This window comes from Faecalicatena contorta (assembly GCF_022835095.1).
Classification (GTDB): domain Bacteria; phylum Bacillota; class Clostridia; order Lachnospirales; family Lachnospiraceae; genus Faecalicatena; species Faecalicatena contorta.
Window position 1 is genome coordinate 1601983 of record NZ_BQNQ01000001.1, and the last position, 25714, is coordinate 1627696.

General features: G+C 47.4%; 20 protein-coding genes and 2 riboswitches. Of the genes, 15 read left to right on the forward strand and 5 right to left on the reverse strand.

Annotation, left to right across the window (positions count from 1 at the left end; genetic code table 11):
- Positions 1–33: 33 nt before the first annotated feature.
- A complete protein-coding gene (gene rbsD / locus MWG26_RS07075) occupies positions 34–441 on the forward strand; it encodes a D-ribose pyranase (RefSeq protein WP_025655320.1) in 408 nt (135 codons plus the stop codon).
- Positions 442–800: 359 nt separating this feature from the next.
- Here the strand turns inward: rbsD and mgtE are convergent, their stop codons facing one another.
- The 4 genes from mgtE to MWG26_RS07095 all read right to left on the reverse strand — a co-directional run bounded on the left by mgtE (position 801) and on the right by MWG26_RS07095 (position 6727).
- On the reverse strand, positions 801–2132 hold the full coding sequence (mgtE, locus tag MWG26_RS07080) for a magnesium transporter (protein WP_025655321.1): 1332 nt from the start codon (positions 2130–2132) through the stop codon (positions 801–803).
- 272 nt (positions 2133–2404) lie between these two features.
- Positions 2405–2571, reverse strand: a riboswitch (M-box (ykoK) riboswitch).
- Positions 2572–2756: 185 nt separating this feature from the next.
- Entirely contained in the window at positions 2757–4019 is a 1263-nt protein-coding gene (locus MWG26_RS07085; protein WP_025655322.1) for a Glu/Leu/Phe/Val family dehydrogenase, read from the reverse strand.
- A 25-nt stretch (positions 4020–4044) separates the two neighbouring features.
- Complete coding sequence (gene eno / locus MWG26_RS07090; RefSeq protein ID WP_025655323.1) at positions 4045–5319, reverse strand: phosphopyruvate hydratase; 1275 nt, start codon at positions 5317–5319, stop codon at positions 4045–4047.
- 4 nt (positions 5320–5323) lie between these two features.
- Positions 5324–6727, reverse strand: coding sequence for a glycerate kinase type-2 family protein (locus tag MWG26_RS07095; RefSeq protein ID WP_025655324.1), 1404 nt, complete (start codon positions 6725–6727; stop codon positions 5324–5326).
- 330 nt (positions 6728–7057) lie between these two features.
- On the opposite strand from MWG26_RS07095, the gene MWG26_RS07100 reads away from it, so the two are divergent.
- The 5 genes from MWG26_RS07100 (at position 7058) to MWG26_RS07120 (ending at position 12540) form a co-directional block, all read left to right on the forward strand.
- Positions 7058–8179 (forward strand): tyramine oxidase subunit B, encoded by a 1122-nt coding sequence (locus MWG26_RS07100; protein WP_025655325.1) that lies wholly within the window; start codon positions 7058–7060, stop codon positions 8177–8179.
- A 43-nt stretch (positions 8180–8222) separates the two neighbouring features.
- A complete protein-coding gene (locus MWG26_RS07105; protein WP_117440739.1) occupies positions 8223–9488 on the forward strand; it encodes a TRAP transporter large permease in 1266 nt (421 codons plus the stop codon).
- Between the two features lie 27 nt (positions 9489–9515).
- A complete protein-coding gene (locus tag MWG26_RS07110) occupies positions 9516–10601 on the forward strand; it encodes a DctP family TRAP transporter solute-binding subunit (protein WP_025655327.1) in 1086 nt (361 codons plus the stop codon).
- A gap of 17 nt (positions 10602–10618) precedes the next feature.
- Positions 10619–11161 (forward strand): TRAP transporter small permease, encoded by a 543-nt coding sequence (locus MWG26_RS07115; RefSeq protein WP_025655328.1) that lies wholly within the window; start codon positions 10619–10621, stop codon positions 11159–11161.
- A gap of 92 nt (positions 11162–11253) precedes the next feature.
- On the forward strand, positions 11254–12540 hold the full coding sequence (locus tag MWG26_RS07120; protein WP_025655329.1) for a nickel-dependent lactate racemase family protein: 1287 nt from the start codon (positions 11254–11256) through the stop codon (positions 12538–12540).
- A 64-nt stretch (positions 12541–12604) separates the two neighbouring features.
- Here the strand turns inward: MWG26_RS07120 and MWG26_RS07125 are convergent, their stop codons facing one another.
- Complete coding sequence (locus MWG26_RS07125; protein WP_025655330.1) at positions 12605–13450, reverse strand: MurR/RpiR family transcriptional regulator; 846 nt, start codon at positions 13448–13450, stop codon at positions 12605–12607.
- Between the two features lie 181 nt (positions 13451–13631).
- Between MWG26_RS07125 and MWG26_RS07130 the strand changes: the two genes are divergently transcribed.
- The 9 genes from MWG26_RS07130 (at position 13632) to xdhC (ending at position 25194) form a co-directional block, all read left to right on the forward strand.
- Positions 13632–14333: a GntR family transcriptional regulator gene (locus MWG26_RS07130; RefSeq protein ID WP_240285655.1), complete on the forward strand. Its 702-nt coding sequence runs from the start codon at positions 13632–13634 to the stop codon at positions 14331–14333.
- A 192-nt stretch (positions 14334–14525) separates the two neighbouring features.
- Positions 14526–15305, forward strand: a complete 780-nt coding sequence (locus tag MWG26_RS07135) for a class I SAM-dependent DNA methyltransferase (protein ID WP_025655332.1) — start codon at positions 14526–14528, stop codon at positions 15303–15305.
- A gap of 2 nt (positions 15306–15307) precedes the next feature.
- The gene (hslO, locus tag MWG26_RS07140) at positions 15308–16183 is read left to right on the forward strand and encodes an Hsp33 family molecular chaperone HslO (RefSeq protein ID WP_025655333.1); all 876 of its coding nucleotides are present in this window, start codon (positions 15308–15310) and stop codon (positions 16181–16183) included.
- Positions 16184–16227: 44 nt separating this feature from the next.
- Positions 16228–18156, forward strand: coding sequence for an NAD(+) synthase (locus MWG26_RS07145; RefSeq protein WP_025655334.1), 1929 nt, complete (start codon positions 16228–16230; stop codon positions 18154–18156).
- 39 nt (positions 18157–18195) lie between these two features.
- A complete protein-coding gene (locus MWG26_RS07150) occupies positions 18196–19212 on the forward strand; it encodes a molybdopterin-binding protein (RefSeq protein ID WP_025655335.1) in 1017 nt (338 codons plus the stop codon).
- A gap of 798 nt (positions 19213–20010) precedes the next feature.
- Positions 20011–20106, forward strand: a riboswitch (purine riboswitch).
- A gap of 47 nt (positions 20107–20153) precedes the next feature.
- Complete coding sequence (locus MWG26_RS07155; protein WP_025655336.1) at positions 20154–21434, forward strand: amidohydrolase family protein; 1281 nt, start codon at positions 20154–20156, stop codon at positions 21432–21434.
- Between the two features lie 48 nt (positions 21435–21482).
- A complete protein-coding gene (gene xdhA / locus MWG26_RS07160; RefSeq protein ID WP_025655337.1) occupies positions 21483–23780 on the forward strand; it encodes a xanthine dehydrogenase subunit XdhA in 2298 nt (765 codons plus the stop codon).
- Between the two features lie 45 nt (positions 23781–23825).
- Positions 23826–24713, forward strand: a complete 888-nt coding sequence (gene xdhB, locus MWG26_RS07165; protein WP_025655338.1) for a xanthine dehydrogenase subunit XdhB — start codon at positions 23826–23828, stop codon at positions 24711–24713.
- A complete protein-coding gene (xdhC, locus tag MWG26_RS07170; protein WP_025655339.1) occupies positions 24706–25194 on the forward strand; it encodes a xanthine dehydrogenase subunit XdhC in 489 nt (162 codons plus the stop codon). Before xdhB ends, xdhC begins: the two co-directional genes overlap by 8 nt.
- Positions 25195–25714: the final 520 nt, after the last annotated feature.

Sequence of the window (25714 nt, forward strand, 5' to 3'; positions counted from 1 at the left end):
TTCGGGTATAGGATAAAAGGAGGATCAGGAAGTATGAAAAAATCAGGAATTCTAAATAGCGATATCTCAAGAGTACTCTCGTATATGGGGCATACAGATACCATAGCCGTTGGAGACTGTGGGCTGCCTGTGCCGGAAGAGACAGAAAGGATTGACCTGGCTTTAAGAGAGGGGCAGCCCTCCTTTATGGACGTGCTGGAGACAGTTTCGGCTGATATGAACATTGAGAAAATCGTTCTGGCTGAGGAGATCAGAGCTGACAATCCGGTAGTTCTGGAACGAATCCTTGCACTATGTGAAAAGCTTCCTAAGCAGTGCCAGGTGGAATACATTTCCCATGAAGAATTAAAGCTTCAGCTTAAAACATGCAGGGCGGTGATCCGTACCGGGGAAGCAACCCCTTATTCAAATATCATTCTGCAGTCCGGATGCAGGTTTTAAAGATTGTTTTCGGAATGCTAAAATGTAGAAAAACAAGGAATTGAGCAAGGACGTGTATTGGGAATTAAGGCATTTATTATGGACTATCGTGAAGAAGGCTTCAGTGAAGAGAAGATAAGAACAAAGCTGGTAAAACGCTTTTTAATAACCCCGGATCAAGTTCTGGATTATTGCAAAATGATTGTTTAGACAGAAAGGTGTAACAGTTCAGATAAGTCTGAACTGTTACATAAAGGATATATTTCTTTCGATACATGCTCAAAAATACGTTAGTTTAATCGCCTCTTATATAGTTTCATCACTATTTTATCCAAAAGGTACATTGTAATTCTTACCCTTAGGTTTAGAAAAAAGCAATGTCATAAGTTAAATACCCTGGTTGCAATACTGAAGTATACCAGTATAGAGCAGGTGTCTACCATAGTAGTAATAAGCGGTGAAGCCATAATCGCCGGATCCAGGTTCACTTTTCTGGCCAGCAGCGGCAGGATACACCCGATCAGCTTGGACAGGATGATCGTGATAACAAGGGAACACCCGATAACCAGGGCCAGCATCGTATCATGGTACATAATCAGGATCCGGATTCCGTTGGCCACTGCCAGCGCAACCCCGACGATGAGGGAAACCCGGAATTCCTTAAATATTACTTTGAAAATATCCCGGAACTGAATCTCATTCAGCGCAATTCCCCGAATAATCAGTGTAGCACTCTGGGATCCGCAGTTTCCGCCGGTATCCATCAGCATAGGTATAAAAGAAACGAGCAGAGGGATAGCAGCAAACGCATCCTCATACTTTGTAATAATAGTCCCCGTGATTGTCGCAGAGAACATCAGGATTAGAAGCCATGCGATACGGTGCTTTGCATGGCTGAACACAGAGGTCTCGAAGTAGGACTGTTCGCTTGGGCTCATAGCTGCCATCTTTGTGATATCCTCGGTAGCCTCCTCCACCATGACATCCATTGCATCATCGAATGTGACGATTCCCACCATCAGTCCCTCGGCATCCAGTACCGGGAGTGCAAGCAGGTCATATCTGCGGAAGAGCTGAGCCACTTCCTCCTTGTCGGTGTGTGTGGAGACAGAGATGATTTCTGTTTCCATCAAATCCCGGATCAGCAGGTTGTCATCCGAGGTCATCAGTTCCTTGGCTGTCACAATGCCGATCAGTTTTCTCTTATCAGTTACATAACAGGTGTAGATCGTCTCTTTGTGAATTCCTGTTCTTTTAATATGGGCCATGGATTCCTCCACAGTCATTGACTGGCGAAGCCCCACATATTCCGTCGTCATGATACTTCCTGCGCTGTCATCCGGGTAATTCAGGAGAAGATTGATCATGTTTCTCTCTGACTGGCTTACTGTATCCAGAATCCTGGTAACGAGATTAGCCGGAAGCTCCTCCAGCAGATCCACAGTATCATCCATATATAAGTCATCTAACAACTCTTTTAATTCTTTTTCCGTAAACATTTCCACCAGATATGTCTGCAAGGAATTGTTCATATTGGCAAATACTTCTGCCGCTTTGTCCTTGGGAATCAGGCGGAAAGCGAGGGCCAGTTCCCTGTCATCTAAGTCCGAAAGAAGGGAGGCTATGTCCACTTCGTTCATGACATCCAAAATGCTCCTTACAGCTTTGTAGTGGTGCTGCGTAAGGAGTTCTACAAATATAACTTTGTCCATCATAATAACATCTCCAATCTGTATTCAATTCTAGTTTGTTACACGAATGATAACTGGCACCAGCGTCCATAACCTCACCACCTTTCTGAGATAGATATAAAACAGAGTTTCGTTTGGAAACTCGCGCCTGCGGCGGTCACATCGCGACATCTGCTTCTTGCGCGCAGTGCGCTTCCCGCCGGGATGGTTTTTTTATCTTACAGGTGAGCTTTCCTATAAGATAAAAAAACCGTCACTGCCTGAACAGTGACGGAAACATAGCATACCCGTACATAAGAATCCACCGTTCAAGCTTTAGCATCACAGGGCATATCAATTGCATTAGGTTATGCCTTCACGACATAGCCTGCTAACCAGCTCGTTGTGTCTCCACAATCTCGCGGCAGCAATCTCAGGAAAATCCAAATCCCTGTGGTAGCCTCACCTACCGAAATGTTTTATTTAATTATCCTTACCCATTGTAGAACAACAAAAGAGATGTGTCAAGAGGTTTGTGACGGGCTATTAGACTTGTCAACGGATGCGCCCAGCGAAATGAAGGGATTGCTGAAAGCCGCCCAACGGCATATGTGCATTTGGGCGGCTTTCGGCAATCCCTTTATTTCGTGCCCTCTCTCTTATATCCTAAGGCCAGATTCCACGCATATTTTTGGCGTCAATGACGCGCTTAACCGAGATTAGATATGCCCCTGTACGCAGGGAGACTTTCTTTTCTCTGGCGATATCCCATACGGACTGGAATGCCTGATCCATAATCTGCTTCAGCTGCTCGTTTACATGCTCCTCGCTCCATGAAATGGACTGGATATTCTGTACCCACTCGAAGTAAGAGACGACAACGCCGCCTGCATTGGAGAGGATATCGGGAACAACGGCGATTCCTTTTTTATCAAGTATTTCATCGGCATCAATGGTTGTGGGGCCGTTGGCTGCTTCTACGATAACCCGGGCCTGTATTTTATCGGCGTTGGAGGTGTTGATCTGGTTTTCAAGTGCGGCAGGGATCAGTACGTCTACGTTGAGTTCCAGTAATTCTGCGTTAGTAAGATGGATGGTATTTCCGTTGTGATATCCTTCCAGAAGGTTGCCCCGCTTCTGAGAAAGGTATTCCAGGATGGAAGGAATATCTAGTCCGTCCGGGTTGTACAGGGCGCAGGATACGTCGCTGACAGCGACGATTTTTAAGCCTTTTTCAGAGAGAAGCTTTGCGGACACACTGCCTACATTTCCCATGCCTTGAATGGCGGCTTTTGTATTTTCCGGATTCATCCCCAGAGCCTTTAGAATGTTCAGGGTTGTAATCATGACGCCGCGTCCTGTTGCCTCGTTTCTTCCCAGTGCGCCGCCGAGTTCAATTGGTTTTCCAGTGACAACACCGGGGACGCAGTGGCCTTTCAGCATGCTGTACGTATCCATGATCCAGCCCATGACATTCGCATTTGTGCCGACATCAGGCGCGGGGATATCCTGGTCTGGCCCTATGATGGGGGCAATCATAGCCGTGAAGCGCCTTGTCAGGCTTCGAAGCTCGCTTTCCGAGAGCTTTGTGGGATCGCAGATGATACCGCCTTTTCCGCCGCCGTAAGGGATATTAACGACGGCACACTTGAAGGTCATCCATGCTGCCAGTGCCTTGACTTCGTCGAGATCAACATTCTGGTGATAACGGATGCCGCCCTTTGCGGGACCGCGGGATGTTGAGTGCTGGACGCGGAACCCTTCAAATACTTTCACGCTGCCGTCGTCCATCCGAACCGGTATGGCAACCTTCAGTTCTCGTTCCGGGTATTTCACGGCCTCATAGTCGCTGGGGGTATAGCCGAGTATTTCGGCTGCATTGCTTACAACAGAGAGCATGTTTTCGTAGGGGTTATATTTTGCTTCCATTTTAATTATCTCCTTTCTGTTTGCTTTAAAATTTCAGCAGGGACGAGATGTCTGCAAGCTGGCATCCGGGGTTCAAATCACATGCACGCATCAGGAAGTTCAGCTTATCGATCCGTTCACCGGAGCGGGGGGCGCCGTTTTTGATGAAGCCAACCTGAAGTCCTACGGCGAAATCCATCACTACATCTCCGATGACGCCTCCGGCTCTGCCGGAAGGAATGGCAAGCAGATCGTGTTCCTTTGCAAAGTTATAGGCATTCATAGCCTCTGTGATGGTGCCGACCTGATTTGGTTTCAGGATAAAACCGTCCAGAGCGTTCAGTTCATAAGCTCTCTTCAAACGATCTAAGTTTGTTACAATAAAATCATCTCCGATGATATTCGTCCTGGTAATTTCCTTATGTGCTTTTGGATAGGATTCCCAATCTTCTTCGTCCAGCAGATCTTCAATAAATACAAAATTGAATTTCTGGGTCAGCATCTTTACATAATCGATCAGGGCATCGGCAGTCACGCGCTCTCCCTTTAAAAGGTATGTATTGTTTTTACGGTCGTACATTTCACTGGAGGCACAATCGAAGGCAAAGCCGATTTTTCCTGTGTAACCGCATTTTTCTACTGCTTCAGAGATCAGATTCAAATTCACTTCCGGATCGGCTGACGGTGATGCATATCCATAGGAAGGTGCGACCTCTGGTTTATGTCCCAAATGCTTTGCAATTACTTTTTCCAGCTCTTGGAACGTATTGATGCCCATTTCAACTGCTTCGTAAATATCCGATGCACCGTATGGCATGATGATAAACTCATTGAATGGCTGTGTTAAGTCTGCATAATGACCGCCATTTATTACATTAAAGCTCGGAACCGGCACTGTTTGGATGGTATCACCGGCGATATACTGATATAAAGTCTGGCGGGATGCCTTGGCGGCAGCACGAAATACAGCGATGGAAGTGGAGTAAATTGCGTTTCCGCCCAGACTCTTTTTTTCTGGCGTGCCGTCCAGATCGATCATGATCTGATCGATTTCCTTTTGCCTGGTGACATCCATACCGCATAATGCAGGAGCAATCAGATTGTTCACATTGTCAACCGCTTTATGTACACTCAAACCATGGTATTCGTCAGGATTGTTATCCCGCAGAACATAGGATTCAGACATGCCTACCGAAGAACCGGTGGGGGCGCACCCTCTGCCGAGATATCCGTCCTCAGTTACTACATCCACTTCCACCATGGGTCTGCACTTACAATCTACAATTTGCCGGGCATGGATTGATTTAATTTTTGAATTCATAGCCTTAACCCTCAACTTTCGGAATATATAGTACGTTAAAGTCACAGAGATTTGTTCCTGTATTTCCGGTAAATACAGTATCCCCTATTGCTTCTAATGCCTCATAGCAGGCATGGCCCCGAAGGGCGGCATATACATCGATATCTTTATCAAGCGCCTGCTGATAGCTGCTGGAGTCACAAATACCTCCGGCTACAGGAGTAGTTCCGTCTGTTCCTTCGGAATCGATGGACAGCATGCAGGCACCTTTTGTTTTTGCTGCAAGAATAGAAAAACTTAAAGTCAGTTCCTGTCCCGGACCACCATGTCCAGTGATTGTACTGTTGTCCAGAATTTGTGTTGTAGTTTCGCCGGAACTTAAAATGACACAAGGCGGTTTGATCGGATTACCATATGCCTGTGCTTCTCTGGCGATGGAGGCGAAGAAGGAACCGGCGTCTTTACTTTCTCCTTCTAAAAAGGAAGAAAGTATGATAGCTGGTATACCCATCTCTTCTGCGATCTCCTTTGCATAAATGCAGGAATCTGGCAGTGTGTTCAGCAGAAAATAGGTATTGTCCGGAAAAGCTTTTGGTGTTTCTCCTTCTGGTCCGACGTTCATGAGATAATCTACGACATTTTTAGGAAGACGTTCGGCAACGTCGTAGTCCCGTATGACTCTCCTGGCATCTTCTAAAGTGGTCTTGTCAGGTCCCATTGGAGTACTTGCATACTTTTCGTAGGGCACGCCGATATCACCGGTTGCTGGATTACCCACAGCATCGCTGATACCAAAGCCGATCAGGTCAGCCCCGACAGACTGGATCCGTTTTGCGAGCATCCCGCCGTTCATGGCAGAAATATGACGCCGGATGGCATTGATCTCATAGATTCCCGCACCGGATTTCAGCATGACATCCGTAGTTTTGATCTCGTCTTCCAAAGTGATTCCCTCGATAGGACAGCTCATAAGGGCAGAACTGCCGCCGCTGATTACAACGATAAATAAGTCATCCGGTCCGGCATGATCTACCAGATCTAGGATTTTTAGGCAGGCTTTGTATCCGGCTTGATTTGGCAATGGATGGCCGCCTACATATACATCTGTGTTTTGAAAATGGTCTGTTTTTTCCGCAACTTTTACAATAGCGATCCCTTTGGTCAATTTGTCACCAAGAACTTCATCTACAGCCATTGCCATATGATTGCAGGCTTTCCCTGCCCCGAGCAGATAAATATGTTTCTTTTTAGATAAGTCCCATGACTTGGTTCCGATATGCAATATATCGCCATCAAGCTTCATAATGCTTTTTATGCGGTGATACGCATCAAGACGCTGTAATGTCTTATCTGTGATTTCGAGGACCACCTTCCTCGACTCCACATCCCCATGGTCAATCAGTTTGTCGTAATTCTTGATTTTTTTCATAGATAGAATCTCCTTTAAATCTAACAACTAGCTGGTTAAAATATTAAATAAAACAAAAAATAAGATAAAAATGAAAGAATGTATTAAATTGTACTTAAAGTATATTTCGATATATCGAATATGTCAATGTTAATTCTGGAAAATAAAATCATATTGGTGTTAATGCATAAAAAATGAGCAAAGAATTTGGTAAAAATAGAAAAGTGAACAAAAAACAAGATAATTAGATTGACATATGCAATATATCAATATAAAATGAATGTATTAAATAAAACATTTTAAGGGAACGAAATGAAAGACAAATTGTTTTAGAATGGAAGGAGAAAAAACATGGCACACAAAACAGAATTTCTATATTTATCAGAGAGCGACACTATCGCGGCAGGGGTTCTTGATGCGGAAAAATGTATCGACAATGCAGAGGAGGTCTTTACTTTATTAAGTCAAGGGGACTATTTAATGGGAGGCAGTAATCATAATAGTCACGGATTGGGTATTGTATTTCCGAAAGAAACTCCATTCCCGAATATGCCGGTTGCGGGGCCGGACAGAAGATTTGTAGCGATGCCTGCTTATCTGGGCGGACGTTTTGATGTATGTGGAAATAAATGGTATGGATCGAATGCCGAGAATCCAAAGAAGGGGCTGCCGAGATCTGTTTTGACTGTAACCCTTAATGATAAGGATACAGGCGAGCCGCTTTCTTTTATGTCAGCCAATCTCTTAAGTGCCGCCAGAACGGGAGCTGTTCCTGGTGTGGCTGCAAGGCATCTGGCGAGGAAAGATTCAGAAGTGATAACGGTACTCGGATGTGGCCAGATCAACCGCTCATGCTTACGTTCGATCTTAACACAGCTTCCTAATGTTAAGAAAGTTGTGTGTTTTGACATTTTTGAAGCTGCGGCGCAGAAGTTCCTGGAGTGGGAGAAGGAAGAGTTGGGAGTTGACGGTGTTGTGGAACTGGATTTGGAAGCAGCATTGAAAGATGCAGATGTGATCACAGTCGCTGCCTCAAGGCTAAAACCATTGTATGTGAAAGACGAGTGGATGAAAGATGGTGTTACATTGCTGATCACAGGTCCAATGCAGACAGATGATTCTTATTGGATCAATACAAAACTGATCTATGATAATGTAAGACTTCACGAGGCTTACGTGCAGGAAGCAATCGAATCCGGGGATAAAGCAGGTTATTATAAAGGGGTGATAGGAGGTCCTATTTATACTTTGATTGACGACGGCAAGATGCCGCCGCTTGAGGAGTCTGCCAGTATCGGAGAAGTGATCATGGGAAGCAAGCCAGGCAGAACGGATGAGAAAGAAAGAATTACATTTGTTGCTTGTGGCATGGCTACATTTGATGTAGGTCTGGGGTATGATCTATATCAGACTGCATTGAAGGAAGGCATTGGAACGAAATTAACCTTATGGGATGATCCGTATCAAAAATAATGTGCGAAGGGAGTAATGAAAAGTGTCTTTATCTTTACTTATTATGATCATATGCTTTTTACTGCTAATGGTAATTGGCCTGCCCATCGCATATAATCTGATCGTCACAACACTGGTTTATACAATGGTCGCGGGATTTGATCCAATCCAGATGGCGATCAAAATGTATGGAGGAATGAACAGCTTTTCGTTTTTGGCGGTTCCGTTTTTTGTATTGACAGGACAGCTCATGCTGAGGGGCGGATTGCTGGAGCGGCTGATTAAGTTTGTAAATGCATGGTTCGGACGGTTTAAAGGGGCGATTGCGATCGTTACGATCGGGGCATCTCTGCTGATGGGATCAATCGTGGGGCTTGCAGTGGCATCGGCAGCATCTTTAGGAGCATTTTTGATTCCGATGATGAAAAAAGAAGGGTATTCAGCACCGTTTTCAGCAGCTGTCATGTCTTCGGCTTCTTTGCTCGGACCAATCATGCCCCCAAGTGTTTTGATGATCCTATATTGTACGGCAGTGGGAAAGACCTCCATTACTGGTATTTTTATGGCCGCCGTAACACCAGCTATACTGATTGCTCTGCTGCAATGTATGGTGGCGCATCGTGTTGCTAAGAAAAGGAATTATGCGTCTTATGGTAAGACGACCTTGTCGGAGAAAATGCATGCCACAAAGTCAGCAATTCCGGCATTGGTTCTGCCAGTGATTATTCTGGGCGGTATATTTAGCGGTATTTTTTCTATCACTGAGGCATCTGGCGTAGCAGTTGTCTATAGTGCTATTCTTGCATTCTTTGTGAACAAGAGCGTGAAGTTAAAAGATATACCGGATATGATTATCGAAGCGGCTTCAACATCCGGCCTGGTATTGATCTTGGCAGGAGCTGGAACTGCAATGGCATGGGGAATTGCCAATGAACGGGTGATGGATATGCTGATCGGCCCAATGTCAGCCCTTCCGCCGTGGGTGTTCTTGCTGATAGTGAATATAGTGATGCTGATCTGCGGGATGTTCATGGATGATTATGCATCTACGGTCATACTTGCACCTATTATTGGACCGATTGCATGGGCCCTTGGAATCAATCCGCTGCATATCGGAGTAGTATTTTGTGTCAATCTGGTCGTGGGACTAGCGACTCCGCCATTTGGAATCACTTTATTCGTTACAAGCCCTGTAGCAGGGGTAAAATTGGAAGAAACGGTCAGAGAGTCCCTGCCATTTTTGGCAGTGACGATCGGAGTATTGCTGTTAATCACGTTTGTGCCTCAGGTGGCACTTTGGCTGCCGAGTCTGATGGGATATACAGGATAAGAATAGAATATTAAGGAGAGAAAGATTATGAAGAAAAATATGAAACGATTTTTAGCAACAGCTCTTGTCCTCTGTTTTAGTGTTTCAGCAGCGGGGTGCCAGATGAAGACCACGAACAGCTCCGGCGGCTCATCGGGCGGAGGGGCTGCAGAGGAGGATGTTTCCGGAAATTACGTGATCCGTATCGCATGTGAGAACTCAGAAACCTATCCTGCGACTCTTGGACTTGAGGTAATGAAGGAATATATTGAAAAAGAGACAGATGGTAATGTTGAGGTAAATATTTATGCAAGCGGCCAGCTGGGAGGAGAGGAAGAAACTCTGGAGCAGGTGGCTCAGGGCTCGTTGGAAATGGCAGTTGCATCTTTTGCTCCTGTGGTGACCTATGATCCGGAATTTGAAGTCATGGACCTTCCGTTTGTTTATAATACATATGAGGAGGCGTGGATGGTATTAGACAGCCATATTGGTACAGATATGCTGAATTCTTTAAAAGAATGTGACATGATCGGCCTTGCATTTATGGAGAATGGTTTCAGACAAGTGACGAGCAGTAAGGCTCCGATTACCGGCATCGCTGATCTGAACAGTCTGAAGATTCGTACGATGCAGAATAATAACCACATGGAATTCTTTGCAGCGCTAGGCGCAAACCCGACTCCGGTAGCTTTTTCTGAACTTTATATGGCACTCTCTCAAAATACGGTAGATGCTCAGGAGAACCCGATCGCAAACGTCACAGATAAGAAACTTTATGAGGTACAGAAGTATTTATCACTGACAAAACATATCTATGACGCAATGCCGTTAGTCTGCAATCTTAAGTTTTTTGAAAGCCTGCCTGGAAAATATCAGGGCATCGTGAAAACAGGGGCCGTACTTGGTATGGAATACAGCCGGTTCTGTAACGCAGAGAGAGAAGAATTAATCTTAGATGAAGTGACCAACCTCGGGATGAAAGTAAATGAGCTGGATGATGCGGCACGCGAAGAGATGAAAGCTGTTGCACAGCCAGCGGCAATGAAATCAGTTGCAAAGGATATCGGCCAGGATAAGGTAGATGCATATCTTGCTGATGTTGAGAAGGTACTTAATGAAATTAGCGATTATTAATCGGGAGAGGTTTAGAAATGATGGAAGCATTTGACAAAGTAATAACGGTTCTTTATAAAATTATAAAGGTGATTTTATGTGTTGTCCTGCTTACAATGGTTGGTGTATTGATGGCTCATATTATTTTCCGTTATGTCCTAAACAGTTCTCTGACCTGGTCAGAGGAACTGTTAAAAATCCTGCTTGTATGGTTCGGGATGATGAGTGTGGCGATCTTAGCGGTTCGCAGAGAGCATGTATCGATCGTGATTTTTAAAGAGCATATGCCGAAGAAAATGTCTGCAGCTCTTACAAAGCTGACACAGATTATTACAGTTGTGATCTGTCTGATCGTCATCTACGTTGGTATACAATATGTACTCGCGGCCGGACATCGTCCCACACCTGCACTTCGTCTGCCATATGGATATGCATATGCATCAATTCCAGTATCTTTTGTCTTTGTAACGATTTTCGAACTTCGTAATCTGATCGTAGATCTAACCGGCAAAGGTAATTATGCCGTAATTGAAAAAAAAGAAGAAGATTTGACGGGCGGCAGTGATATGAAGCTGGATTAAACAGAAGCGGATTCTTATGTTGCTGGTACAGCGGTTTTTATGCGGATAGCAGAGAAACGCTGTGCCAGTTTTTGTATGGAGGGATGTGGAAGATGTATCATTTAGAAAAAAAAGAGAAGTGGATTTATACAGATCGGGAACTTGATATGAAGGTCACAGTACCCCCAGGATGGAAAGCGGTCAAATTGGAGACGCCCAGGCTGCCTGCACTGCCAGATAAGGAAGACGTGAAGAAGGCGATCAAATGTCCTGTCTATGGGAAATCGATAAAAAATCTGGTTGTTGAAAAAAATGCAAAATCTGCATGTGTTTTAGTATCGGATGCGACGAGAGCGGTTCCCACCGCGCAAATAATGAAATATGTGGCAGAAGATCTGGTCAGCGCGGGCATTCCTTATGATCGGATTTACGTTTTTGTGGCAATTGGTGTCCATAGGGAAGCAACGGAAATGGAGATGAGAAGTTTTCTTGGAGATCTTTATGGGAGGTTATCCATAGAAAATCATACGCCTTTTGACGCTTCTAATTTGATCTATTTAGGCGAGACAAGTCACGGTACACCTATCTGGGTAAACAGGAAAGCATATAATTGTGATCTGCATATTCAGATCGGAAAGGTGGAGCCCCATGAATTTGCGGGATTTTCAGGTGGGCGAAAATCTGTTTTACCGGGCGTCAGTGCCGAAGAAACAATCGTGATTAATCACAGGCCGAAAATGATCCTATCGGAAAATGCGGCCATAGGGGTGCTGGAAGGAAATCCGGTTCATGAGGATATGGTGGAAAGTGCGGAAAAATTCAGGATTGACTTCGGAGTTAACTGTATCATCAACAATCGGCTGGAACTTTCCGCGGTTTTTGCAGGGGATATGACGAGGTGCCATTTGGCGGCAATAGAATATATCAAAGAATATCTTGGTGTCAAAATGAAGGCTCCGGATATTTTGGTAACGACACCGGGGCAGCCGTTGGATATTGATTTTTATCAAGCAGTAAAGGCACTGATCGCTCTTACGGAAGTTCTTGATAAAAAAACGAAAGTGGTATTATACTGCGGCTGTCCGGAAGGAGTGAATTCGGAGGATATGTTGAGAGCTTTTAGAAGTGGCGAACGCCTTGAACAAGTAATTTCTTATACGAAAGAAAATTATAAAATTCAAATGGATCATGTCTTGCTGCTTTCAAAGGTTTTGAAGAAAAATGTTGATATTTTTGTTTGTTGTAAAAATGTTTCAGATAAAGAAATCAGGGAGATGTTCATGACTCCTTGTAAGACGCTCCAAGATGCGGTTGACGAAGCGGTCAAGCTTACAGAGAAAGAGGAAGGCGAGATTCTGTTTTATCCGAGACCTCAGACCGGATTGCCGGTTTTGGAATAGGGATTCATTCTATTTTAAACGCTGCAGTGCTTGGAATAAAAATATTCCAGGCACTGCAGCGTTTTTATAGCCCCAGATAAAAGCCTTGGTTTAGAATAGCTTCTGTCCGTTCAAGAACTCTTTGAGACTCCGCATAGTTCTTCTGAGCGATAGCCGCAATGAGATAATTGGAAAGGCTCATAGGCGCCGCGTAAGAATTTTTGTAGGAAAGGCTGGAAATGGAACAAGGCAGGATGACATCGCCATATCCCTTGACAGCGCTATAGTTTTGACTGGTAAAAAGTATGATTGTGACCCCCTCGTTTTTCAGCCATGAAAGAACGGTGGTGCTTAGCTTTGAGTATCGGGGAAATAGATAAGCAACGCAGACATCTCCTGGCTTTGCACTTACGATTTCTTCCGGATATAACATTCCTACTGATTGGATCAGATGAATATTTTCCCGAATCTCGCTTAAACGGGAAGCTGTGTAGTAGGATATGGAGAAGGAACTTCTCATTCCCAAAACATACACAGTAGGTGCGGTAGAGATCAGATCGATCGCCTTTTGCAGATCTTCTACGTTCTGTGCCTCCAGTGTAGACTGAATGTTCTGGATATCGTTTTGGAAAGAGTCAGCCAATAACGTGTTCGACGGATAGTCCTTATGCAGTGATAATCGTTCAGGAAGGCTGACTTTTGTCTGGAATCCGTTTTGAATATCCTTTTGCATTTCTGAGTAACCAGTGTATCCAAGCGCTCTTGAAAAACGTATGATGGTCGTAGTGCTGACGCCAATGCGGTCTGCAAGTTCTTCTAACGTACAGAATGCAATGGAGCTTAGGTTATTGGATAAATAATCTGCGATCACTTTTTGAGAGCGTGTAAAATCATGATAGTTATTATTTAAGGCTTGTAAAAAATTTGACATACCATATCCCCTGCCTATGTGTAATATATGTAGATTCTATCATTTGTTGAAAGGGGTGTCAACGAATGAAGTGAAAACGTCTTGCTGCTGTTTACGCCTGAAGCGTGTGAACTGTAACAGCGTTATTCCTGCGTTGTGAGGAAATAATATAAAAATCTGGAATGTGGAATTGATTTCTGGTATGATTGAAAAAGAAAGAGAGGTGCTGTGTATGCCATTGCCAAACAAAGAGTTAGCGTTTGAAAGGACATCAGCGAAACAGAGGGTATACGAGACCGTAAAAGACTGGATTATTGAAGGGCAGTTTAAACCTGGGGAAAAGGTTTCGGATATTGAGATTGCAGATTATTTTAAAGTCAGCAGAACTCCGGTACGTGAGGCGCTGCAGCTTTTGGAAGCGCAGAAATTGGTGAAATCTTATCCGGGGAAAGCGACAATTGTAACAGAATTAGAGAAAGACGATATTGAGAAATGGTATCTGCCGATGGCCATGCTGCAACAGCTGGCTATCACACTTGCTGTAGAGAAGATTACGCCGGCCCATATAAACCATCTCAAAAAGCTGAGTGAGGTGTTCAAAGAGTGCATTAAAGAACAGGAAAAGCCCATGCCGATATTAAAAGCGGATAAAGCGTTCCATAGCTGTATATTGGAGGCAGCCGGGAATGAATACATTACGGATTTTTGCGATGTGCTGTGGATACATATTCAGAGATTGGAATACAGTTTCTTTCGGGACACACCACTGGAAGCATCTGTGGAGGAGCATGAGAGGATGATCAAGGTGCTGGAAATGAAAGACAGTTATCTTGCTTCTGTACTTGCAAAGGAACATTGGGACAGGACGGCTTTGTCGATCCGTGAGTTGAATAAAAATGCGTAGGGGATTTGGCGCAGAGGAACGGATCTGTTTTATTTGCCCCGATGCCGTGCAGCGAGGTGCACGGCACGGTCTGAACAGTAACGAATACTCCACACTGAAGACAGGGGAAACAGTTGTCTTGTGCCGAATGTTTATGATATACTATTTAAGTTATGACAAGAGGATTTTTCTAAAATATCGGGAGGCTTACAGGTGGAGGCTTATACGAGTTTTGCGTCCGTGTACGATACATTTATGGACGATGTGCCCTATGAGGAATGGGGGGAATATCTGCACGGACTTTTAAAAGAATATGGGATCAATGACGGCCTGGTGCTGGATCTGGGCTGCGGGACGGGTACGATGACGGAGCTGCTGGCGGATCTGGGATATGATATGATCGGAGTGGACAACTCTGCGGATATGCTGGAGATTGCTTTGGAGAAGAAGGTGGAGTCCGGGCACGATATCCTGTATCTGCAGCAGGATATGCGGGAATTTGAACTCTATGGGACGGTTCGCGCGATTATCAGTATCTGTGATTCAGTGAATTATATTACGGAGCCGGACGAGCTGCGCCGCGTGTTCTTTTGGGTGAATAATTATCTGGACACGGACGGGGTTTTTATTTTTGATTTTAACACAGAATATAAATACCGGGTGGTACTGGGTGATACCACCATTGCAGAGAACCGGGAAGAGTGCAGCTTTATCTGGGATAATTATTATTATGAAGCGGAGCAGGTCAACGAATATGAGCTGAGCCTGTTTATAAAGGATCAGGAATCCTCAACGGGTGGTGCTGAGATCTACCGGAGATACCAGGAGACGCATTTCCAGCGGGGCTATACCCTGGAGGAGATGCTGGAGCTTGTGAAGACGTCCGGGCTTCAGTTTTTAGCAGTGTATGACGCATTTACCAAGGAGGCTCCGAACGCTGAGAGCGAGAGAATTTATGTGATTGCAGGAAAAGGACAAAGAACAGGAGAATAGAAATGGAAGATTATATTGTAAGAGCAACAGCTGCGAACGCGCAGATCCGTGCTTTTGCCGCATCAACAACAGAATTGGTGGAGCAGGCAAGACAGCGCCACAATACAAGTCCGGTGGCGAGTGCGGCGCTGGGACGGCTTCTGACGGGAGGCGTGATGATGGGGAGCATGATGAAGAACCCCACCGATATCCTGACGCTGCAGGTGAAGTGCGGGGGACCCATAGGCGGACTTACCGTGACAGCAGACAGTCAGGGGAAAGTAAAAGGATATGTAAATAATCCGGATGTGCTTCTGCCCCCAAAAAACGGGAAACTGGACGTCGGAGGAGCTCTGGGGGCAGGTTTTTTAAATGTAATCAAAGATATGGGGCTGAAAGAGCCATATTCCGGGCAGACTGTACTTCAGACAGGGGAAATTGCGGAGGATCTGACCTATTATTTTGCAACTTCTGAACAAGTGCCCTCATCCGTGGGGCTGGGAGTCCTGATGGAAAAGGACAATACCGTCAAATGTGCGGGAGGATTTATCGTGCAGGTAATGCCGTTTATTGAGGATGAGGTTCTGGAACGTCTGGAAAAGAATATTCAGAATATCCAGTCCGTTACAGCAATGCTGGATAACGGGCATACGCCTGAGGACATGCTGGCACAGGTTCTGGAGGGACTGGAGCTGGAGATTGTAGATACACTTCCGGCACATTTTTCCTGCAATTGTTCCAAAGAGCGGATTGAGAAAGCGATTATCAGCATCGGGAAAAAGGATATTCAGTCCATGATTGATGACGGTAAGGATATCGAGGTAAAATGCCATTTCTGCAATACCGCTTATAATTATACGGTGGATGAATTGAAGGAGCTGCTTAAGAAGAGCAGATAGAGACGCGGTGAATGAGCACTCTGAATTAAAAAAGGAGGAAGTCAATGAAACAAGGATTTGTGAAGGTTGCAGCAGCAACACCGGATATCAGGGTTGCAGATGTGCCATATAATATGAAGAAAATCTGTGAGGCAATCGAGGAAGCGGTGCAGGAACGGGCTAAGATCCTGGTATTTCCGGAGCTGTGCATCACCGGATATACATGCGGGGATTTATTTACCCAGGAAGTGCTGCTGCGGGACGCGAAAGCTGCACTTTTGAAAATCGCAGCATTTACGGCAGATAAAGATATTCTGGTCTTTGTGGGTCTTCCTCTTTGTGTGGACGGAAAGCTTTACAATGTAGCAGCAGCGCTGAACCGAGGCGAAGTGCTGGGGCTGACGACTAAGATGTTCCTGCCGAATTACGGTGAATTCTATGAGATGCGCCAGTTTACTCCCGGTCCGGATACTGCCAGAGAAATCCTGTTTGACGGGAGCCTCGTTCCCTTTGGCCCTCAGATTCTATTTCAGGCAACAACTATGGAGGAACTGATCGTATCTGCTGAGATCTGCGAGGATGTATGGTCCCCGATTCCGCCGAGCATTCGGGCGGCTATGGAGGGAGCTGTGGTGATCGTGAACTGTTCCGCCAGCGATGAGACAATCGGAAAGGGACGCTACCGCAGAGAACTGATCCAGGGACAGTCAGCCAGGCTGATCGCGGGCTATATCTATGCCAATGCAGGGGAGGGAGAATCCACCACAGACCTTGTATTCGGGGGACACAATCTGATTGCTGAGAACGGGGCTGTTTTAAAAGAGGCGAAGCGTTACTGCAATGATATTATTTATTCTGAGCTGGATATTCACCGGCTGACAGGAGAACGGAGAAAGAATACTACATTTAAGACAAACAGTGAGCGCAGCCTTATCCGGGTGCCGTTCTATATGGAGATAGAGAAAACGGCTCTCACCAGGCGTTTCCCGAAGCAGCCCTTTGTTCCTTCTAATGAGAAGGAGCGGGCAAGAAGGTGCGACGAGATTCTGACGATTCAGTCCATGGGTCTGAAGAAGCGGCTGGCACATACCCATGCGAAATGTGCTGTCGTGGGAATTTCCGGCGGGCTGGATTCTACGCTTGCGCTGCTTGTAACTGCACGGGCATTTGAAATGCTGGGAAGAGACAAAAAGGAGATCATCGCCGTGACAATGCCGTGCTATGGAACCACGGACAGAACCTATCAGAATGCCTGTAAGATGGCGGTTCAGCTGGGGGCCAGGCTTCAGGAGGTACGGATTGCCGATGCGGTTAGCGTTCATTTCCGGGATATCGGGCACGATCCGGAGGATCACAGCGTAACATATGAAAATGCGCAGGCCAGGGAGCGGACCCAGGTGTTGATGGATCTTGCAAATGAGATGGGCGGTATGGTCATTGGAACCGGCGATATGTCGGAACTGGCGCTGGGATGGGCGACTTATAACGGAGACCATATGTCCATGTATGGAGTTAATGCGTCCGTGCCGAAGACGCTGGTGCGCCATCTTGTGAAATACGCAGCAGACGTGACCAGGGACGGTCAGCTAAGGGAAGTGTTATATGATGTTCTCGATACGCCTGTGAGCCCGGAACTTCTTCCGCCGAAGGACGGGGATATCGCGCAGAAGACGGAGGATCTGGTAGGGCCCTATGAACTTCATGATTTCTTCCTGTATTATTTTGTGCGTTTTGGCTATGAGCCGAGCAAGATCTTCCGCCTGGCTGTGGAAACTTTTGAGGATAGCTACGACAATGTTACGATATTGAAGTGGCTGGAGACATTCTGCAAAAGATTTTTCTCCCAACAGTTCAAGCGGTCCTGTCTGCCGGACGGACCGAAGGTGGGAACCGTGGCTCTTTCCCCGCGGGGAGACTGGCGGATGCCAAGCGACGCGTGCGTGGCTGTGTGGCTGAAGGATCTGGAAAATATTTCGCTGATGGATTCACTTTAGAAATAAAAAGTACGGTTAGGCATAAGGAGGAATTGCAGGATGAAGCTGATCAGAACAGAAGAGGCAGAGGGATGTGTGCTGTGCCATGATATCACACAGATTATCCCTGGAGTTACAAAAGATGCGGTATTTCGGAAAGGGCATATCGTGACCAAGGAGGATATTCCGGTGCTGCTGTCCGTGGGCAAGGAGAATCTGTTTGTCTGGGAAAAACAGGAGGGAATGCTTCATGAGAACGATGCCGCCGAGATCCTGCGCCAGGTATGCCAGGGCTGCTATATGGAACCCTCGGAGGTAAAGGAAGGAAAAATTGAGCTGACAGCTGCCTGTGACGGTCTTCTGAAAGTGGATCGTGATAAATTGAACCGGATCAACGGAATGGGGCAGATCGTGGTGGCTTCCCGGCACGGAAATTTTCCGGTCAGAAAAGGGGATAAGATAGCCGGCATGCGCGTTGTGCCTCTGGTGATTGAGGAAGAGAAGATGGAGCAGGTGAGGCGGGCGTGCGGAGATGAACCCATTTTCCAGATCCTGCCTTTCCGGAAGATGAAAGCGGGAATCGTGACTACGGGAAGTGAAGTGTACTACGGGAGAATCCAGGATAAGTTTACTCCTGTGGTGATTGAAAAGCTTGAGGAGTACGGGGTTGAGGTTCTTGGAAACACCGTATGTAATGATGATTCGGAGATGGTGGCCGAAGCCGTCAGGGAGTGGCTCGTGCAGGAGGCGGACATGGTGGTCTGCACCGGCGGCATGAGCGTGGATCCGGACGACAGGACCCCGCTTTCTATCCGCAATGCAGCGGATGAAGTCATCACATATGGGGCGCCGGTTCTGCCGGGAGCGATGTTCATGCTTGCCTATGCCGGGGAAGTGCCCGTGATGGGGCTGCCGGGCTGCGTTATGTATGCGAAACGAACAATCTTTGATTTGGTTCTGCCGCGGATCGTGGCAGGAGAAAGGCTGGCGGAAGAAGACTTTACGGTGCTGGGGCAGGGCGGGCTGTGCCTGTCATGCCCGCAGTGTACATTTCCGAACTGCGGGTTTGGGAAATAGAGATCAGTTCGTAAGCTTTAGTCTTGCGATGGATGGGGACGCGGACGCTGAAAAACCGGGAAGCCTGCCCCATGCCGGGAGCATCTATGCCATTTTAAAAATCCGCTCCGTTTACGCAAGAGGCCCTAAAGGAAAAAACACAGAAAATGGCGGTCCAGCGGCATGCAGCCCGAAATTTGATAATTTCGGGCCTTAGGCCGCTTCAGAATTTGACATGAGACGTCAAATTCTGCCCACCATTTTCTGTGTTTTTTCCTTAAGGGCCTCTAACGTAAACTCTAGGACTTTTAAAATGGCATAGATGCTCCCGGCATGGGGCAGGCTTCCCGGTTTTTCAGCTGGTACATCCGGTCGCTGGGAAAAACTTGCCCACAGGGAGGGGCTCTAAAACGGGGGCAGCGTATTAATTCTTTTGGTGGAACGTGTAAGTCCCAGTACGTTATTGGTGATTATAGTACCGTTTTAATCGCTGCTGCTGGAGAGAGTGTGTGTATATACCATTACAGTGCAAGATTATCATGTAAATTCTACTATCTATAGAAGATGCTATCCTCTTTATTTACTGGAGCTATTTTATACCACCAAACGAATCAATACGCTGCCCCCGTTACGGAGCCTCCCCCCAGTAGACTCGCTTTACTCCCGATTGGATGAACCTAGCGAAATGAAGGGATCGCCGCAGGCCTGTGGCGATCCCTTTATTTCGCGCCCCCCCATCCGTCGCCAAGTCTAAAGCTTGTCAACTAAAAGATTTGTATTGACAGTAAATTTGAGAGGTGTTAGGATTATATATATAGAATAATAAAATTAAAGAATACTTATATAGGTTCATAATCGGATGGACGTTTCTACCAACTACCGGAATAGTTGACTATAAGTATCTGCGGAGGTATCTCTGTAGTTACTTGTGCGGCAGGGATGCGGGAAGGAGGCGTCAGCAGATGAATGAACCTATTTTTATATTAAAAGGAAATATTGTATACAGCAGGAGTGCAGAGGAACTGGAGATATGCGAACACGGCTATCTGGTCTGTGAAAACGGACGGGTGAAGGGGGTGTACCAGACTCTGCCCTTTGTGTATGGAGGAATCCCTATTACCGATTATGAGGACCGGCTGATTATACCGGGGCTGGTGGATCTGCATGTGCATGCACCGCAGTATTCGTACCGGGGACTGGGGATGGACATGGAGCTTCTGGAGTGGCTGGAGACAAATACATTTCCGGAGGAGGCGAAGTTTCAGGAGACGGAGTACGCGAAGAAGGCATACCGAATTTTCGTGGATCGTATGCGCAGAAGCGCTACCACCAGAGCATGTATCTTTGCCACCGTGCACAGAGAGGCAACCCTTCTTTTGATGGATATGCTGGAGGAAGCTGGGTTAAATACGATGGTCGGCAAGGTGAATATGGACAGGAATTGTCCGGATTACCTGCGGGAAGAGTCGGCGGAGGCCTCTGCTTCGGAGACTGTGGAATGGATCAAGGATGTGCTGCATAAGAAATATAAGCATACAAGGCCAATCCTGACTCCCCGTTTTACGCCGAGCTGTACGGATGACCTGATGGAGCGGCTGAAAATGATCCAGATGCGCTATGAACTTCCCCTGCAGTCACATTTATCGGAGAATCCGGGGGAGATTTCCTGGGTGAAGGAGCTCTGCCCATGGTCGGAGTTCTATGGGGATGCTTATGATAAGTTTGGCCTCTTTGGTTCGGACTGCCCGACGATCATGGCACACTGCGTATATTCGGATGAGAAAGAAATAGCCAGGATGAAGGAGAACGGTGTATATATCGCGCACTGTCCGGAATCCAATATGAACATTGCCTCCGGTGTGGCTCCCGTGAGAAGGTTCCTGGCTGAGGGACTTCATGTGGGGATGGGAAGCGATGTGGCCGGAGGCTCTACGGAGAGCATTTTTACGGCTATGGCCCACGCCATCCAGGCATCCAAGCTCCGCTGGCGGCTGCTGGACGGTTCCTTAAAGCCGCTGACTGTGGAGGAGGCATTTTATATGGCCACAAAAGGCGGAGGAGAGTTCTTCGGCAGGGTTGGAAGCTTCGAAGAAGGCTATGAGATGGACGCGGTTGTGCTGGATGATATAAGGCTTGAACATCCCCAGCCGCTGGACGTGAAAAAACGTCTGGAGCGGATGATTTATTTCTCGGATGACAGAGAGATCTATGCAAAATATGTAGAAGGCAGCAGGCTGTTTTAACGCAGGTAACAGTCTGTCAAGCGAATGATCTGATGCGGAGGTGGAAATATGGAGGATAGGGAACACATTGTAGGGAAAAGTGTTAAGCGGGTGGATGCCTTTGAGAAGGTGACGGGACGCGCCAAGTACACGGATGACCTGTGCGATAAGGGCGCTTATGTGGCTAAGATTCTGCATTCAGCAGTTGCCCACGGTATTGTGAAATCCGTTGACACAAAAGAGGCGGAGCAGATTCCGGGTGTCGTGAAGATTGTGACATGTTTTGACGTTCCAAAGAATTATTTTCCAACGGCAGGGCATCCGTGGTCCACAGACCCTGCACACCAGGACGTACAGGATCGTCTGATCCTGACGGACCATGTGCGGTTTTACGGGGATGATGTGGCGGCTGTGGTGGCTGAGAACGAAGTGGCCGCGGCGAAGGCCGTGCGTGCGATCAAGGTAGAATACGAGGAACTGCCGTTTGTGCTGGATGTCCAGAAGGCGATGGAGGCGGATGCCCCGCTGATCCACGAGGAATATCCGGGGAATATTCTGAAGCACACGGCGATCAAAAACGGCAATTATGAGGAAGCGAAGAAAGAGCCGGGTCTGATCCGGGTGGAGGGCTGGTACAATACACCTACGGTACAGCACTGCCACATTGAGAATTTTATCTGCTATGCCTATATGGAACAGGGGAGGATTGTGATCGTCTCCTCCACACAGATCCCGCATATCTGCCGCAGAGTCGTAGGGCAGGCGCTGGGGATCCCCTGGGGGCAGGTGAGAGTGATCAAGCCATACATAGGCGGCGGGTTCGGCAATAAGCAGGATATCTTATATGAACCGCTCTGTGCGTATCTGAGTACGGTCGTTGGAGGTCGTCTTGTAAAGTTGGACGTATCCAGGGAGGAGACGTTTGTATCCAACCGGGTACGGCACGCCATACGCACCCATATCATTTCCTATGTGAGGCCCGACGGCAGTTTTGCGGCCCGGAAGATCGAGTGTTTCTCAGACCAGGGGGCCTATGCTTCCCACGGGCACAGCATTGCGGCGAAGGGGCTGGGGGCATTTCCGCAGCTTTATCCCTGTCCGAATGTGGAGGGGGACGCTTACACAGTATTTACGAATAAGCCGGTGTCCGGGGCTATGAGAGGTTACGGCATCCCGCAGGCAATGTTTGCGGTGGAGAGCCATACGGATGATGTGGCAAAGGCGCTGGGAATCCCCCCCTATGAATTTCGGTGGAAATATCTGATGCCAAAAGGATTTACGGATGGATTTTCTAAAAATAAGAACTATTATGATACCTTCCATCAGTGTATGGAAAAGGGAAAAGCATACATAGACTATGACAGGAAGCTTCAAGAATACAACGGACAGACAGGAGAGATCAGAAAAGGCATCGGTGTGGCGGCATTCTGGTATAATACGGGCGTGTGGCCCATCTCCCTGGAGACCTCTTCATGCCGGATGGTGCTCAACCAGGACGGTTCCATACAGGTACAGGTCGGGGAGACGGAGATTGGCCAGGGGGCAGATACGGCATTCGGTCAGATGGCGGCGGAGACGCTGGGAATTCCGTTCGAACAAGTCCATGTCATGACCGTGCAGGATACGGATATCACTCCGTTCGGAACCGGTGCATATGCATCCAGGCAGACCTATATGGCCGGATTCTCAATCAACCAGACGGCAGCACTTTTGAAGAGCCATATTCTGGATACGGCCCAGGAACTGACCCGGCATACAAAAGAAAGCCTTGACCTTATAGACGGCAATATTGTCCGGAAGGGAGACGGGGAGATTCTCATGAGCCTGGCGGAGCTGGCCACAGAAAAGCTGTACAGCCTGACGAACAACGGGCATCTGACCGCGGAGAGTACCTATCAGGCGAAGACAAATGCGTATTCCTTCGGATGTACATTTGCGGAGGTTGAAGTAGATATCCCGGCATGCAGGGCGGTACTGACAAATATCGTCAACGTGCATGACTGCGGGAAGCTGATCAATCCGGCCCTGGCCGAGGCCCAGGTGCACGGGGGCATGAGCATGGGGATCGGTTACGGGTTATCGGAAAGGCTGATTTTTGACGAAAAAACAGGAAAACCGCTGAATAATAACCTCCTGGACTACAAGTTATCTACCTTTATGGATCATCCGCACCTGGAAGGCCATTTTGTAGAAAATTACGAGCCCACCAGTGCATATGGTACGAAAGCGCTTGGAGAGCCGCCGGTCTGTTCCGTTGCTCCGGCAATCCGAAATGCCGTGCTGCAGGCGACGGGTGTGGCTATAGATGAGATTCCGCTGACACCGCATATACTTTTCAGGCGGTTTAAAGAAGAAGGACTGATATAGACCGGAGCATAGTCCACTGTTGTTAGTGAAGGGAGGATACGAGATATGTATGATATGAAAGCGCTGTACGAGGCAGAGAGCGTGACCCATGCCATTGCACTGCTTCAGGAGCATCCGCAGGCCCAGATCATTGCCGGTGGAAGCGACGTTCTGGTACAGATGAGAGAGGGCAAGCGCGCAGGAGCAGAGCTGGTAAGTCTGTTTGGCCTGGATGAACTGCGCGGGGTAAAACTGGAGGAGAACGGGACCATCCGCATCGGTTCCCTGACCAGCTTTTCCCATATAACAAAAGATCCGGTTATACAAAAATATATCAATGTACTGGGGGAGGCCGTAGACAAGGTAGGAGGCCCTCAGATTCGCAATATCGGTACCATAGGAGGCAATACCTGCAACGGAGTTACCTCAGCAGACTCTGCGTCCACACTTTTTGCATGGGATGCAATCGTCGAACTGACCGGCCCGGAAGGGATCCGGAAGCTGCCGATCCGGGAATTCTACATCAAAGCAGGAAAAGTCGATTTAAGGCCGGCAGAGATACAGACAGGTATCCTCATCCCCCGTAAGTCGTACGTGGGATACTGCGGGCATTACATTAAGTACGCCATGCGGGGAGCCATGGACATAGCAACCCTCGGCTGTTCGGTTAACGTAAAGCTTTCCGAAGACAAAAAGCAAATAGAAGATGTAAGGATCGCCTACGGTGTAGCCGGCCCGATTCCCATGCGTGCCGTCCACGCAGAACAGGCGGGCAAAGGCCGGCAGATCGAAGATTCTACTATAGAATTAATCGGTGACACTGTATTGGAAGACGTAACCCCAAGAGACAGCTGGAGAGCCAGCAAGGCCTTCCGGGAACACATCTCAAAGGTCCTGTGCAAACGGGCCCTGAAAGAGTCAATCCGTCTGGCAGGAGGTGTTTATCATGAGTGAAAAGCAATATAAGCTCGTAACATGCACAATCAACGGAGAAAAGCGCGAAACCATGGTAGATGTAAGGGCATCTCTGACAGACATGCTCCGTAACGACTACCGTCTGACCAGCGTAAAAAAAGGCTGTGAAGTAGGAGAATGCGGAGCCTGCAACGTCATCATAGACGGAGAATGCTACAACTCCTGCATCTACCTGGCTGTATGGGCCGATGGAAAAGAAATCCGAACACTGGAAGGCCTCATGGGCCCCGGAGGAGAACTCTCCGATATCCAGCAGGCCTTCATAGACGAAGCAGCAGTACAATGCGGCTTCTGCACCCCCGGAATCATCATGAGCGCAGTAGAGATCCTCGAGTCCGGAAAACAATACACAAGAGAAGAACTAAGGAAATTACTGTCCGGCCATTTATGCAGATGCACCGGCTACGAAAACATCCTCAACGCGGTAGAGAAAACAATGCAGGGGAGGTCGCCTGTCTGAAACGGGGAGCGTGCTGCCGCCGGGATAAAAGGGTATGGAGGCTGGGAGTAACCCACTTATGGAGAAGTACTAACATAAAAGACGCCGCCCACGAGGGCACATCCAACATGCAGCCAGAAAGCCTGATGCTTTCTGGCTTTAGTTGGAATGGGAAATGATTTTGGAAAATCATTTCCCATCCCTCGTGGGCGGCATCTTTTACGTAAGTACTTCTAAACCATGTGTTCTAAACTCCCAGCCCCCATACCCTTTTATCCCGGCGGCAGCACGCTCCCCGTTTCAGACAGGCTGGGTGCCTCCAATCGGGAGTCCGGCAGCCCAGAAGGAGCCGCCAAACGGAACCAGCGTATTAAACCGCCTAACCGATACATAAAAACTCCCCAGCAATTCATCCAACCGCGAGAGCGGGCACTGTAAGCTGCCCGAACACGAGCCTGCCAAACAGTCCCCCTTTGCATATCCTCCATATTTCCAACCTAAACCTACTGGATCGAACACGAGCCGTTTTACCATTTCTATA

What these genes read in the sequence shown, in the direction of transcription:
- rbsD (WP_025655320.1), top strand. Translation starts at nt 34, where the DNA reads ATGAAAAAATCAGGAATTCTAAATAGCGATATCTCAAGAGTACTCTCG.
- mgtE (WP_025655321.1), bottom strand. Translation starts at nt 2,132, where the DNA reads ATGGACAAAGTTATATTTGTAGAACTCCTTACGCAGCACCACTACAAA.
- MWG26_RS07085 (WP_025655322.1), bottom strand. Translation starts at nt 4,019, where the DNA reads ATGGAAGCAAAATATAACCCCTACGAAAACATGCTCTCTGTTGTAAGC.
- eno (WP_025655323.1), bottom strand. Translation starts at nt 5,319, where the DNA reads ATGAATTCAAAAATTAAATCAATCCATGCCCGGCAAATTGTAGATTGT.
- MWG26_RS07095 (WP_025655324.1), bottom strand. Translation starts at nt 6,727, where the DNA reads ATGAAAAAAATCAAGAATTACGACAAACTGATTGACCATGGGGATGTG.
- MWG26_RS07100 (WP_025655325.1), top strand. Translation starts at nt 7,058, where the DNA reads ATGGCACACAAAACAGAATTTCTATATTTATCAGAGAGCGACACTATC.
- MWG26_RS07105 (WP_117440739.1), top strand. Translation starts at nt 8,223, where the DNA reads ATGATCATATGCTTTTTACTGCTAATGGTAATTGGCCTGCCCATCGCA.
- MWG26_RS07110 (WP_025655327.1), top strand. Translation starts at nt 9,516, where the DNA reads ATGAAGAAAAATATGAAACGATTTTTAGCAACAGCTCTTGTCCTCTGT.
- MWG26_RS07115 (WP_025655328.1), top strand. Translation starts at nt 10,619, where the DNA reads ATGATGGAAGCATTTGACAAAGTAATAACGGTTCTTTATAAAATTATA.
- MWG26_RS07120 (WP_025655329.1), top strand. Translation starts at nt 11,254, where the DNA reads ATGTATCATTTAGAAAAAAAAGAGAAGTGGATTTATACAGATCGGGAA.
- MWG26_RS07125 (WP_025655330.1), bottom strand. Translation starts at nt 13,450, where the DNA reads ATGTCAAATTTTTTACAAGCCTTAAATAATAACTATCATGATTTTACA.
- MWG26_RS07130 (WP_240285655.1), top strand. Translation starts at nt 13,632, where the DNA reads ATGATTGAAAAAGAAAGAGAGGTGCTGTGTATGCCATTGCCAAACAAA.
- hslO (WP_025655333.1), top strand. Translation starts at nt 15,308, where the DNA reads ATGGAAGATTATATTGTAAGAGCAACAGCTGCGAACGCGCAGATCCGT.
- MWG26_RS07145 (WP_025655334.1), top strand. Translation starts at nt 16,228, where the DNA reads ATGAAACAAGGATTTGTGAAGGTTGCAGCAGCAACACCGGATATCAGG.
- MWG26_RS07150 (WP_025655335.1), top strand. Translation starts at nt 18,196, where the DNA reads ATGAAGCTGATCAGAACAGAAGAGGCAGAGGGATGTGTGCTGTGCCAT.
- MWG26_RS07155 (WP_025655336.1), top strand. Translation starts at nt 20,154, where the DNA reads ATGAATGAACCTATTTTTATATTAAAAGGAAATATTGTATACAGCAGG.
- xdhA (WP_025655337.1), top strand. Translation starts at nt 21,483, where the DNA reads ATGGAGGATAGGGAACACATTGTAGGGAAAAGTGTTAAGCGGGTGGAT.
- xdhB (WP_025655338.1), top strand. Translation starts at nt 23,826, where the DNA reads ATGTATGATATGAAAGCGCTGTACGAGGCAGAGAGCGTGACCCATGCC.
- xdhC (WP_025655339.1), top strand. Translation starts at nt 24,706, where the DNA reads ATGAGTGAAAAGCAATATAAGCTCGTAACATGCACAATCAACGGAGAA.